This is a genomic window from Granulicella sibirica (assembly GCF_004115155.1).
GTDB classification, from domain to species: domain Bacteria; phylum Acidobacteriota; class Terriglobia; order Terriglobales; family Acidobacteriaceae; genus Edaphobacter; species Edaphobacter sibiricus.
Genome location: NZ_RDSM01000003.1, coordinates 148,132 through 161,522, shown reverse-complemented (window position 1 = coordinate 161,522; position 13,391 = coordinate 148,132). Strand labels below are relative to the sequence as shown.

8 protein-coding genes are annotated in these 13,391 nt (G+C 59.8%); 6 read left to right on the top strand and 2 right to left on the bottom strand.

Annotated features, from left to right (window positions below; genetic code table 11):
- Positions 1-40: 40 nt before the first annotated feature.
- Positions 41-3,595 (bottom strand): DUF1800 family protein, encoded by a 3,555-nt coding sequence (locus tag GRAN_RS17555; RefSeq protein ID WP_161571023.1) that lies wholly within the window; start codon positions 3,593-3,595, stop codon positions 41-43.
- A gap of 887 nt (positions 3,596-4,482) precedes the next feature.
- Between GRAN_RS17555 and GRAN_RS17550 the strand changes: the two genes are divergently transcribed.
- Positions 4,483-4,986: a PEP-CTERM sorting domain-containing protein gene (locus GRAN_RS17550; RefSeq protein ID WP_161571022.1), complete on the top strand. Its 504-nt coding sequence runs from the start codon at positions 4,483-4,485 to the stop codon at positions 4,984-4,986.
- Between the two features lie 67 nt (positions 4,987-5,053).
- Here the strand turns inward: GRAN_RS17550 and GRAN_RS17545 are convergent, their stop codons facing one another.
- Positions 5,054-7,339, bottom strand: a complete 2,286-nt coding sequence (locus GRAN_RS17545; RefSeq protein ID WP_128914356.1) for a tetratricopeptide repeat protein — start codon at positions 7,337-7,339, stop codon at positions 5,054-5,056.
- Positions 7,340-7,976: 637 nt separating this feature from the next.
- Between GRAN_RS17545 and GRAN_RS17540 the strand changes: the two genes are divergently transcribed.
- The 5 genes from GRAN_RS17540 to GRAN_RS17520 are packed head-to-tail and all read left to right on the top strand — an operon-like array spanning position 7,977 to position 13,380.
- The gene (locus GRAN_RS17540; protein ID WP_192898038.1) at positions 7,977-8,621 is read left to right on the top strand and encodes a polysaccharide biosynthesis/export family protein; all 645 of its coding nucleotides are present in this window, start codon (positions 7,977-7,979) and stop codon (positions 8,619-8,621) included.
- Positions 8,618-9,916, top strand: coding sequence for a hypothetical protein (locus GRAN_RS17535; protein ID WP_128914355.1), 1,299 nt, complete (start codon positions 8,618-8,620; stop codon positions 9,914-9,916). The genes GRAN_RS17540 and GRAN_RS17535 overlap by 4 nt, the downstream gene beginning before the upstream one ends.
- An 8-nt stretch (positions 9,917-9,924) precedes the next feature.
- The gene (locus tag GRAN_RS17530) at positions 9,925-11,478 is read left to right on the top strand and encodes a GumC family protein (protein ID WP_128914354.1); all 1,554 of its coding nucleotides are present in this window, start codon (positions 9,925-9,927) and stop codon (positions 11,476-11,478) included.
- Position 11,479: 1 nt separating this feature from the next.
- Positions 11,480-12,430: an ExeA family protein gene (locus tag GRAN_RS17525; protein ID WP_128914353.1), complete on the top strand. Its 951-nt coding sequence runs from the start codon at positions 11,480-11,482 to the stop codon at positions 12,428-12,430.
- Complete coding sequence (locus GRAN_RS17520; protein WP_128914352.1) at positions 12,427-13,380, top strand: tyrosine-protein kinase family protein; 954 nt, start codon at positions 12,427-12,429, stop codon at positions 13,378-13,380. The genes GRAN_RS17525 and GRAN_RS17520 overlap by 4 nt, the downstream gene beginning before the upstream one ends.
- Positions 13,381-13,391: the final 11 nt, after the last annotated feature.

Here is a 13,391-nt window from a genome sequence, read left to right as displayed (position 1 = left end):
TGAAGTCTTTGTGCCTTGCTACAAGGTGAAACCGCGACATTTAGTGCCAGACGTTGTAATAGTTCGAAGTAAGAATGAGGTAGCAGGCCGTCTGCACCTGCCGCAAACTACCCTGGTCCTCCGCCGAAACCGCCGTGACGATCGCCGCCTTCATCGCCGTCGGCATCGTCCCATGCGTCAGCGTGAGGTCAAGCGCATCGATCAGCGTCGAAATATTCGTGGTAAGGGGAACATAAGGCGTTAGGTCGACCGTAGTCCCCGGGCCGTTATCCTGAACCGAGTCAGCCCACTCGCTGTACATCAGCGTGCTCACCTCATTCACGCGTACCAGGGCATTATTCGGCGTGTTGATCTGGAACTCTGGTCCAAGCAGCGCAGTCCCGGGCACCATGTAGTTCGGCGCGTAATAGTTGAAGACGCTCGGCGAGCTGAACAGGTCCTGCCCCATCTCCGCCAATTCGTCCGCATAGTAGTTCTCGTCCGTCATCTGTCCGCCAAACGCCCGAACCATCCCCGCGATGAACAGCGCCGGTTCCTGCAGGTGTCCATCCGTAGGGAGATCCTTACCGCCTGCATCGTTAGCGCGAGCCTCGGGGTCCATCAGGATCGCCGTAATCACCGCCTGCATATCTCCCTTGACGCCTTTGCCGTTGTTGTTGAAAGCCGCCGAGACACGGGCAACATACGCCGGGCTTGGGTTGCTCTTCACCAGGTGCTGGATCAACTGCTTGCTCACGAACGGCGCGATGCTCGGGCTGCTAAAGATACTGTCGAGAGCGTTGTTCAGATCCTGTAGCGGCGTAACTCCCGCAGGCGAAGTAACCCCGTAAAGCAATTGCTTCGATCCAAAATCATGCTCTGGCGTGTAAGGAACCATCGGCCCATTCGACGTGATATAAGCGCCCCACTCCACCGGCGTTCCAGCCCCCGGAGCATACGTCCATCCCGTGTACACGCGCGCAAACTCGCTGATGTTCGACTGAACATAGTTCGGAATCGGAAGTCCATTGGCGTCCAGTTGCGTCGAGCCGTCCGCGTTGAGAGCGTTCGTCCCAATCGTGAACAGCTGCATCAACTCACGAGCATAGTTTTCGTTCGCCGCGCTCCCGATCGTCGGATCTGCCGCCGCGTTGTTCGCCATGTCCAGGTACTGCCCCATCGCCGGACTCAGCGTCACATCCGCCATGATCTGCCGGTAGTTCGTGAACGCATCCGCCAGCAGCATGTTCTGGAATAGGATCATGTTGCTGTTCCAGATAATCTTGTCGAGCGAAGTTACGAAGATCTGGCTCAGCGCGAAGGCCACTCTCTGACGAAGTTGATCCGAATTCATCACCGCGTTCGTCAGGAAATGGTTCGGCATCCCGTCCTGGTCCGTCGTAATGCTGCTGTAATTCGAAACCTGTGCCATCTTGAGTTGCTCGGTGATCCAGGCAGCCTCGCCGATCGTCTGCACATGAGCCGCATCCGTTGGAGTCGGACCAAACGCGCCCTGCTCCAGGAAGCGTCTCGCAGCCGAGGGCGAAGCAAGCGGATTCGCAACACCCACTGTCACCAGCAGAGGAGCCGAGGTCGCACTACCATTGCTCACCGTCAGCGAAGCCGTACCCGCTGTCCCCGAAAATCCCGAGATAGCCAAGGACGAAGCGCTCTTGTAGGTCGTGCGCAGCGCCACGCCATTGATAGATGCAACCGACGCGGACGTGAACCCCGCGCCGCCTATCGTCGTGCTAAAGATCCCGAGAGGAAGCGTTCCACCCGCAACGGAACTGACCATAAGCGAAGACGAAGGAAGAGTAACCGACGCGGAAGCCGAACCACCAGGCCCGCTCGCGGTCACCGTGATGCTCACCGAAGGCGCCGTCGCCGGAGCAGTGTAAAGCCCTGTAGAGGTAATCGTTCCCGCGCTCGCCGTCCACGAAGTAGCACCCACCGAGACAAATTGCTGTTTTCCGCCCAGCGCAAGCGAGACACTCGTCGGCAGAATCGTCTGCGTCCCCAATAGGCTCACCGTCGCCGAAGCTGAACCACCAGCCCCGGTCGCCGTAATCGTCGCGCTGCCCGATGCCGGCATCACCAGCGGAGCAACGTAGACACCGGCCAGGATCGTTCCGGCAGTCGCGGTCCACGAGGTCGCACCTGGGGAGACAAACAACTGCGTTGCTCCCAGATAAATCGAGGCACTCGTCGGGCTAATCGTCTGCGTGGACGGCAGCGTCACTTTGGCCGTAGCCGACCCACCCGCACCCGTAGCCGTAATCGTCACCATCCCCGATGAGATCGCCGTACCAGGAGCCGTGTAAAGCCCGGTCGAGGTGATAGTCCCAGCCGAGGCCGACCACGACGTCGCCCCAGCCGAGGTGAACTGCTGCGACTTACCCAGCGCGAGCGAAACCGTGACAGGCGAAATCACCTGCGTACCGACCAGTGTTACCGTCGCCGAAGCTGACCCGCCGGATCCCGTAGCCGTGACGGTCACACCCTTCGAGACAGGCATCACCGCGGGAGCCGTATAGAATCCAGCCGAAGTGATCGTACCGGCAGTCGCCTTCCACGAAGTCGCTCCAGCTGAAGTAAACTGCTGCGTCTTGCCAAGCATCACGGAAGCTGTAAGCGGTGCGACTGCTTGCGGTGCGATCAATTTCACGATCGCCGAAGCCGAGCCACCAGGCCCTTTGGCAGTAATGGTAGCGGTCCCCGAAGCGGGACGCGTCATCGAGGCGGTAAAGAGACCTTTCGCACTGATGGTCCCAGAACTGGCCGTCCAGTTCGTCGCACCGGGGGAGCTAAATTGCTGGGTCGCCCCAAGCTTCACGGACGCGCTTACCGGAGAGATCGTCTGCGGAACAACCAATGTCACCGTCGCAACAGCCGCTCCATCATTACCAGTCGCTGTGATGAGCGCTGTGTGCATCAGCGGCATCTTTGCCGGAGCTGTGTAACGTCCACCAGTGGTAATCGTCCCCACATTTGCGGTCCAGCTTGTCGCCCCGTCAGAGACGAACTGTTCCTTGCCACCCAGGGGAAGGGTGAGCACCGCTGGCGATATTGCCTGCGGCGTCTTGCTCTTGAACGCAATGGCAAGTGCCGGTCCCAACAGCGTCCCGGGATTCTTCGCCTGGAAAGCTACCGTTCCAACCGCCGCCTGCCAGCCGACCACGGTCGCTTTTGAAGAGTTGACGTAGGTAGTCTGCAGGTCAACCCCGCCCGCCATCACCACCATGCCCCGCTTGAATCCAGACCCGGTCAGGGTCATCGTATACGTCCCGATGTAGACCGGATTCGGGGAAAAGGATTGGAGCGTCGGCCCCACGCCCGCCACATTCACGTAGACGGAAGCTGACGTCTTGCGGTCTGAAGCAATAGCCGTAATCGTCACGCCGCTCGACGGAACGGCGAGCGGCGCGGTGTAGACCCCCGCCGCCGTAATCCTGCCCAGCGCCGCGGTCCCGCCCACGATCTCTGACACCTCCCAGGTGACAGCGCGGTTCGCCAGTCCGGTAACCGCCGCCGCATACTGAACCTTCTGTCCAGGAGCAACGTCCAGGTAACCCGGCGTGATCGTTACCTTCTGTGCGAGACTGAGGCCCGGCAAGCACAGGATCAGAATGGAAAGAAGTGCAACCGACGTACGCCTCAAAAACCGAACGAGCATGGAGGTCCTTTTATTGAAGACAGAAGCAGAAAAAAACAGCGGAGCAATCGGCGGATCTTGATGAATCTTCAGTGACCATGAACAAACCTGCTATACAACTTTGGCTTTTGCTAATCCCCGTAGGTGCAAGTGCCAGCGCGTCGCCTGCGAGCTACTATGTGTACTTGAAGAACCCGGAAGGCATGGGCTAAGTTCGACTTACAATAAGTTAGTGCCGCAAAAGGGCCTAAAAAGCGGATTACCTGTTGAACCAGGAAAGGATATGCCAGCGAAAACGCTTGCAGTTTGAGAAAAATGATAAAACTGCAGCCCGGAGGCTCTACAACTTCAGTGGTATTGACCGTAGTCTATCGCTTCTGTTTCAAAGTGCCAAGGTAAGTTTCAAGATGAATTTTAATTTTTAACCTAAGTAATGAGCTACTAAATTTTCAGCAATAAAAATACTCTGATTGCGGCCGAACTTGAAAAATAATTTTCGATAGATCCAAACGCACTCTCAGGCCGTAAGAGAAAAGTTAAAGTCGGCAGGTAACGTCGGCTGCTTACCGAATAACTCGAATGGCGCGAAGGAACCATTCTTTAGTAACAACCCAGTGTTCTGCATGGATCAACGCGGTAAGCTTCCATCTGTTCGCGATTACAAACGCTTTAGGCAGTGGGCCCCGATAGAGTCAGCAGACAACAGAAGGCCGCCCCTGAGACAGTTCGACCGGTTCACTGTTGCATGTGGTCTCACAAGTTTTCGATGGACGAAGCCGGAGAAGATCTTGCCGTCCCTCTTGCACCAACGTTACCCCCGTACATCAGGGGGGAAATCAGGAGCTTTCATGAAAAGCCTCAAAACCTTGCCTCTCTTTTGCGTTCTACTTCTCCCTTTCTCCCAAGTCGCAAACGCCGATCCGATCCCCGGGAGCCTCTACCCAAACGTCAAGAGCACATCCGATCAAGGTTCTCCCAACAAGCTATCCCAGCCCTTCAGCTTCGACAACGCCACCGCCAACTCCACACTCTTCCCTCTCTCGAGCGGTACGACGGAAGTTAACCATCTCCTCGCCGTCACTCTTGAAACCACCCCACCGGTCGTCGCAGGTTCTTCCCCGCACCCTCGCACCCCGCCCACCGGTACCACCGATCTCGCAGCTGAAGCCGGCTTCCAGGATCCCGCGATGCGCTCTGGCATCCCCACGCAGTCCAACGGTGGCCGCGCATTTCAGGTCGGAGCTTCCCCCGCTGCGTCGACCGGCAGCCTCGAGCCAAGCAGCCTGATCCTTCTTGGCACCGGACTCATCTGTGCCGCGGCCGTCGTGCTCCGCAGACGTCGCACCATCTAGCAAGCCGGCAAACAGGGATACCGTGCGCGAAAGCGTACGGTATCCCTTTGCCCAGTCTCGGCGAAGCTCAGCCCATCTGTGCCAGGGCTGCTCCCGCGTCTTTAGCGATCTGCGTCTTCGGCGCGAGCGACACCGCTTTCTTCAGGTGCATCGCTGCATCCGCCTTATTCCCCAGCTTCAGGTACGTCATCCCCAAGTGGTAGTTGATCGAAGCGTTCTCCGGACTCTGCTTCAGAGCGCTCTCTAGCAGATCGCGAGCGAGAGGGTATGTCCCTTTGTGGAAGTAAACCCACCCTAGCGTATCCGCGGTATTCGCCGAGTTCGGCTCCCGCCGCCGCGCCGTCTGCGCAAGCGCAAGCGCTGCATCGACGCTCTGCCCGTTCTGCACCATCAGGTAAGCCAGATTATTCGCGGCCAGTCCCTGCTCCGGATCGAGCTCGAGGCTGCGCCTGTACCAGGTCATCGCTTTCTTCTGGTCTCCAGACGCCTCTTCCAGCAACCCCGCCATCGAGGTCGCCTCCGCGTCTTTCGGATGACCGCTGATCCAGCCATCCCAGACATGAATCGCAACGTCCGGGTGTCCAAGGCCAAACTCCGCCTGCGCATACACCTGGAGGGCCTCCCTGTTCGTCGGGTCCAGCTCCATCCCCTTCTGCGCACTGGCGCTGGCATCGCTGAAATCCTTCCGCGAGAGCTGCATCGTGGCGAGTTGTACCCGGACATCGCTGCTCTCCGGGGCCTTCTTCACCTGCTCCTGAAGCCGCGCCATGGCCATCGCCGGCTGCTTCGTGTAGACATACGCCACAAGCTGCTGCAGCGCCGTCTTCGCGTTCGCATCCTTCGTCAATGCCTCTTCCAGCAGCGCCGTCCCCTCGGAGGCATGCTGCTCCCGCAACCGAAGCTGACCAAGCTCGGTAAGCGCCGACGCGTTATTCGGATTGAGCTTGATGGAGGTCTGAAAGTCCGCCTCCGCCTTCTCATACAGGTTCTGGTTCGCCTCCGCCGTCCCCCGCCACACATAAGCATCGGAGTAGCTCGGATGCAGCGCGATCGTCGTCTCCGCCACCTGCGTCAGCAGCGCGGAATCCCCTCGGCCATTTGCGATCTCTGCTAGCCCCTCCTGCGCCTCTACACTTCCAGGCTGCAATACCGCCGCCCGGCGAAAGCTTGCCTCCGCCGTCCTCACATCGCCTCCCAGCCGTGCCACCTTGCCCAGTGCAACCTGCAAGGGCGCGTTCTCTGGAAATTTCTTCGCTGCGGCCTGCAGAACTTCAAATGCTTCGCTCCCCTTCCCGGCGTGAACCAGAATGGTTGCATTCAGAATCGCGTAGTCCGGGTCATCGGCCGCAATCTTCCGTACCTGGTCCGCGATCTGCGACGCCCTGCTATAGTCGTTCTTGCTGATCAGCATCCGCGCATATGCCAGCCTGATCGCTGCGCTCTTCGCATACGACGCCGACAGCTCTTCGAACACAATCTCCGCGTGGTCGATCAGCCCGTCCTGCACGTAGTACGCGCTCAGCAGATTCGCGGCGTCATCGTTGTCCGGAAGATCCTCCACCGCTTTTCGCAGCGTCTGCTCTGCGGCAATCCGATCGCCCGCCCGTCGATACACCCCTGCCAGGCTCGCCCTCGCGTTCAGATTCTTCGGAGCAATCTTGATCGCGGAAAGGTCCTGCTCTTCCGCCCCTTTCAGGTCGCCCTTCTTCTCGAGCATCGCCGCCAGCATCATCGGCGCGTTCGGATCCTTGGGGTCAAGCTGCATAGCCGTATGCATCTCCTGCTCCGCCACCGCGGTACCTTGCGCATCTCCGCTCTCCAACATGCCAAGCTGTGTATGGAACGCCGAACGGTTCGGATCGATCGAAAGCGCATGCTCGATCTGTTCGAGAGCCTCGGCTCGCTTCCCCTGGCTTGCGGACACATCGGAGAGCAGAGCAAACGCATCCGGGTTGTTCGGCTCCACGGCCAGCACCACCCGCGCCTGATCTTCGGCCTGCTCGGGAGAGCCTGTCCCAAGCTCGAGCCGTCCAAGCTGGATTCGGGCTTCGAAGTTATTTGGATTTTCATCCACCACGATCACCAGTTCCGACTGCCCGGCTCGTGTCTCGCCCATCTTCAGGTAGGTCTTCGCAAGCTCATAGTGAGCGTCGGTGAAGTTCCGATCCACCTTGAGCGCATTCAAAAACTGGTTCGCCGCCTCGTTCAGCTTGCCGCTGTTCTCGAAACGCATCCCACTTTCCAGGTACTTCTGCTTGCGAACGTTGGGGTCGTAGTTGCATCCTGCGGCAAACGCGAGCACAAGGGATAGCGAACTCGCCAACCGTCTCCCGTACTCGCCCTTTCGGATCATCGAAACCCTTTTCTCATCTTTCCTGACCACCAGTCACCCTCTTGCTTCTACAGCGTGATTCGGACAGCCGGTGAATGGAGCGACCTCATCTCCGACAGAACTCCAGATGCGCCGCTCTCGCGGCAGGATGTGCAACCATCGCCAAGCTGATACAGGAAACACCGCCGCGACCAGGGAGCGGATCATAGCGGCTCAAATACCCGGAGGGGCCGCATTCACAAAACACCGAATTCAGCCGATAGATCATGTACGTCGTAGTGGGCAAGCTCATTCGTCACGTCGCAAAGCGTAACAAGAAATTTCACAATCCGAAGCAGGGCGTGCCCCTATCGTAAATCGCTCCACCGTCGGCTGCGAACAATTTATCGAGGAGCTTCTTGAACGCCGTATACTTCGATTCTATCCTTCGCCTACCCATATCCTCTTGGGCAGTCCTTCTGCCCAGTTTTGGGACTAACTGCTTTTCGATGCAGTACAGTACAACTTCTGGGCAATGGTCGCGTGCGCTCAATCGGCGTAACCCTGTAAAGGTATCCTCTGGCCCTGTTTCTCAATCGCAGTGATTCTGCCTAACTCACTCTTGGAGCTTCCCGGCGAGCGCTTCCCAAAAGGACACGCGAGCCAGAGTTCAAAACTTATGAGCCTCGTCTTTCGATCCATCTCAGCCAGTCTGCTCTCGCTCTCCACCCTGTGTCTCGCCCAGCAGAGTATGACTAAGCCCGCCCTCGTCGCAAAGCCTGGCTCCCGCTCCGCCACGGATAGCTCAGAGGCTCCCACGGTATCTCTCAAGGCCCCCGTCCCAGCCGGCTATCTCATTGGCCCGGACGATGTCCTCGGCATCACCGTTTGGAAGGAGCCCAGCCTCTCCGGCAATGTCCCCGTCCGTCCCGATGGCATGATCTCTATCTCTCTCATCGGAGATGTTCCCGCCGCCGGGCTCACCCCCATGGCGCTCGGAGCCGACCTCGCCGACCGTCTCAAAAAATTCATCAACGATCCCAACGTCACCATCACCGTCGCCACCGTCAACAGCAAGCACATCTATCTGCTGGGTGAAGTCCAGCACGTTGGCAGCATTCCCCTCACCCCCGGCCTAACGCCCCTGCAGGCGATCTCGGCCTCCGGAGGCCTCACCCCCTTCGCCAACACGAAGCATCTCTACATCCTTCGCGGCGAGCAGGGCAAACAGGAAAAGATACCTTTCAACTACAAGAAAGCCCTCAAGGACGGCGATCAGCAGGGTCTCACCCTCTCTCCTGGGGACACCATCGTGGTCCCATGATGACTCTCGATCGCCGTCGGACACTCGTGCTTTCCCTCCTGATCGCATCCGTTGCGATCAAGGCCCACGGTCAGGCTGAGCCCACAGCCACCGCGGACGCTCTCTATCCCGGCTTCCAGCTTCCCGATCTTGAAGGAAGCCTTCACTTCGCCTTGAGCGCCTCGCAGCGCGTCAGCACCAACTACAACGGAACCGGCCAGACCGTCGGCTCGACCTCCATCGCTGGCGATCTCGGCTATCTCTCCCGGAGCGAGGTCCACCCCTTCAGCATGATCTACTCCGGCGGGTATCTCGGAAACACGGGAGACGCCACCGGCCAGCCCTCCTCCGTCTTTCAGAATCTCGCCCTCTCGCAGGTCTTCCAGACCAGGCAATTTCACTTCATCGTCGCGGACGCCGTCAGCTACCTGCCGACCGCGCCCACCACCGGCCTGTCTGGCATCCCGGGTATAGGCGATCTTGGCATCACCGCCGTTCAGGTCGGACCCGTCTCCGGTCAAGGCATCCTGACCAGCTACGCGCCGCGCGTCAATAACAACGCGTCCGCGACCGTCCAGCGCAACCTCACAGGAAGCACCACGGTCGAGGGGTCGGGCTCGTTCCTGATTCAGAGGTTTGTCGAAGGCCAGGACGCCAACGGGATCGACAACAACCAGTCCACCGGGATTGGCGGAGTCACCCATCGCATCGACGCGCGCAACACCATCAGCGCAAACTACACCTACTCCCGCTTCACCTATCCAAGCGTCTCCTTTTCGTTCACTTCGCAGAGCGCAAACCTCGAGTACATCCGCCAGGTGAACCGCAGGATTCTGGTCGACGTAACCCTCGGCCCGCAGAGGACCGCCGGCTCCGCGGGCATTACCTCCAGCCTCAGTCTCGCCGTTCAGGCCAACGCCACCTATACCGGCGAGCTCTCGACCCTCGGCCTGGTTTTCTCCCGCGGCACCAACTCGGGCTCGGGCGTCGTGCAGGGCGCTCAGATCAACAATCTCTCCGCGAATGTCACAAGAAAGCTCGGGCGTGACTGGAATGCCGCCGCCCTCATCGGCTACACGCACACCGCAAGTCTTCCCGGACTATCCGCGCAGCCACTTTTGACCGATATAGAGGTGGCGTCGTTTCAGGCCAACAGGAAAATCGGCAACTACCTCTCGGCCTTTGTCAGCTACTCGCTACAAAACCAGTCGGCCCAGGGATTTGCCACCGTGGTCAATGTTCAGAACGGCATATCCCACATCGTCGGCGTGGGTCTCACGTACTCGCCCTCGCTGATTCATCTGGGCCATCAATAAGGAGCCATATGCTTGGCCATCGCAAACTCGTCGTCGAAGACTATCTCGACATCCTCAAGCGGCGCCGTTGGATCATCGCGATCCCCGTCATCATCCTGCCCATCCTCGCGGTAGCAGTCACCTTCAAGATCGCCCCCCGCTTCGTCTCGCAGACCCTCGTCATCATCGAGGAGCAGAAGGTGCCCGACGAGTACGTCAAGTCCGTCATCTCCGAAAACCTCGACGGCCGTCTCGCCTCCATGAAGGAGCAGATCCTCAGCCGTTCGCGCATTCAGCCCGTTATCGAGCGCTACAACCTCTATCCGTCCAAGCGCGCCAACATGGACGACCGCATCGATCTCGCTCGCAAGAACATCACCATCAAGCCCATTCACTCCGAGATCGCCCACGCCGGCGGCCTTCCCGGATTCTTCATCACCTTCACCGCGAACGATGCCCACACCGCCCAGCTCGTCTGCGCCGACATCACCTCGCTCTTCCTCTCCGAAAATCTCCGCGCCCGCGAAGAATCCTCCCAGGGAACCACCGACTTCCTCAAGGGACAGCTCGACGACGCCAAGCGCAGTCTCGACGAGCAGGACGCCAAGCTCGCCAACTTCCAGCGCCAGTACATTGGCAAGCTTCCCGGACAGGAAGCTCCCAATCTCAACATGCTCACCAGCCTGAATACGCAGCTCGAAGCCGCCACCCAGGCCCTCGCCCGCATGGAGCAGGACAAGACCTATCAGGAATCCATGCTCTCGCAGATCGCTCAGAGCGCCCCCGCCGGCGCCTCCCCCACGCAGGCCGCGACCCCCCAGGCCCAGGAGACCGAGCTTCTTGCTCTCCAGTCGCAGGAAGCGGAGCTCCTCGCGCACTATACCCCGGAGCACCCTGACGTCATCGCCGTCCGCCACAAGATCGCTGATATCCGCCGCTCCATGGAACGCGCCTCGCAGGCGCCCGTCTCGGCGGGCGGCGTGTCCGCACCAAGCCGCTACGACCCCTTGCCCGTCCAGCAGCTCCGCGCCCAGATCCACTCCGCCGACATCGGTATTCAGGCCAAGCGCCGCGAGCAGCAGCAGATCGAAAGCCAGGTCCACACCTACCAGGACCGCATCCAGTCCAGCCCTCTCGTGGAAGAGCAGTACAAGCAACTCACGCGCGACTACGACACCGCGCAGAAATTCTACGACGATCTCCTCACGAAGATGAACCACTCCAAGATGGCGACCGACCTCGAGAAGCGTCAGCAGGGCGAACAGTTCCGCGTCATGGACGAGCCCAACCTCCCCGAAGCCCCCACCTTCCCGAAGAAGTGGATTTTCGGCCTCGGCGGCCTCTTCGGCGGCCTGCTCTTCGGCCTCGCGATCACCGCCTTCCTCGAATACAAGGACACGTCGATCCGCTCGGAGCGTGATATCTGGGCCTTCACCAAGCTCCCCACCCTCGCCGTCATCGAGTACTCCGGAGAGATTCAGACGGAGAACACCAGGGTGAATAGTCAGATAATCGAACGCCCCGACCGCACGATCGAACGGCTCCCACCCGCGAAGGAAACCCTCATCAAGGCACACTACTAGCATGTACAAAACTTTCTTTGATCTCAAAGCGAATCCGTTTGGCAGCAGCCCCGACCCCCGTTTTCTTTACGTCATGCCGCACGTCCGCGAAGCTCTGGCAGGGCTCGAGTACGGGATCTCCGCCCGCAAGGGCTTCATCGTCCTCGTGGGGGAAGTGGGCACCGGAAAGACCACGCTCCTGCGCAGCGCTATCGACAGCTTCGACGGCAATCGCGTCTTTGTGTCCTTTATCTTCAACCCGCGTCTCGATGCCCTCGATCTCCTGGAACTCATCCTCACTGACTTCGGCATCAAGCCGGAAGCCCGCACCAAGTCCGGCATGCTTCTCCAGCTCAATCGCTTCGTACTCGACTGCTTCCGCCGCGACGAGACCTGCGTCATCGTCATCGATGAAGCCCAGAACCTCTCCGCCGATCTCCTCGAGGAGGTCCGCCTCCTTACCAACCTCGAGACCGCCACCGAGAAGCTCCTCCAGATCATCCTATGCGGACAGCCCGAACTCGAAGACAAGCTTCGCCAGCCCAATCTTCGTCAGCTTCGCCAGCGCATTGCGCTCTGGTGCCGCACCCAGGCGCTCACCGCCGAGCAGACCGCCGCCTACATCACCGGCCGGCTCGCCATCGCCGGGAGCTCCACGCAAATCTTCTCCCCGGAAGCCGTGGCCGCCATCCACCGCATCAGCCGTGGCATCCCTCGCATCGTCAACCTTCTCTGCGAGCACTCGCTCATCCTCGCGTACGTCGAGCAGCTTCGCGTCATCCCCGCCGGCATCATCAACGCCGTCTCGCGCGATCTCGATCTGGAAACGCAGCCGATCCGGGCTTCGTCCTCATCTCTGCTCAACACCGAAGTCAGCATGAAGAGCGATACGACCGAGAAGACCGACAAAACTGACGTTCTTCAAGAAGACTTCACTACAAGCGAGACTCTACCGGGCGGGCTGGAATCATGAGCAAGATATACGAAGCGCTTCTCCGCGCCGAACAGGACCGAGTTGCACTCAGCGAGACAACCGACTCGCCGGCACTCCTCTTCGAGCCTCTGCCACTGGAGGCCCGAAACACACAACCCCGGAGCACGGAACCCCAACGCTCGGCGTCGCGTTTTGCCTCCGATCTCTCCCCGGCACCGACCGCGATCCGCAAGTCCGATCCCGTCGCCGTACTCACCAAGGTCCGCACCTACACCTGGGATCCATCCTTTAAACAGCTTCCCTCGCTCGAACCCCGCGGCAGCTCCGTCGAGCAGTTCCGCAGCCTCCGCTCGCGGATGCAGGAGTTCCGCGAGAACCACACCCTCAAATCCATCCTCATCAGCAGTGGCCATCCCCAGGAAGGCAAGAGCTTCGTCGCCGCCAACCTCGCCATCTCATTCGCCCGTCATAAGGCAAGCCGCGTCCTGCTCATCGACGGCGACATGCGCCGCCCCTCTCTCCACAAGCTCCTCGGCGCACCCTGCGATCCGGGTCTAAGTGAATTCCTCTCCGGCAAAGCCGATATGCAGGAGGTCATGCAGCGAGGAAGAGTTCCCGGCTCCGGAAATCAGGTGACGTCCGGTCTCGCCTCCCTCACCTTCATAGCAGGAGGCATGGGCGGAGACAAGGCTGCCGACCTCTCCGGCAATCACCGCTTCGACGACCTCATCACCGCCGCCAGGGACCATTTCGACTGGATCATCGTCGATTCCTCCCCCGTCAATCTCGTCTCCGACGGAGTCAACCTCGCCCGCGCCTGCGATGGCGTCCTCCTCGTCGCACGCGGCGGCGTCACCAAATTCGAAGCAGCACAGCGTGCCCTGAACGAGCTCAAGGCCTCCAACGTTCTCGGTTTCGTCCTCAACGCGGTAGAGGATTCCCCTGAGAGGAGTGGCTACTATGGCTACGACAGTCCCACCGAAGAATAGAGCGGAGCACG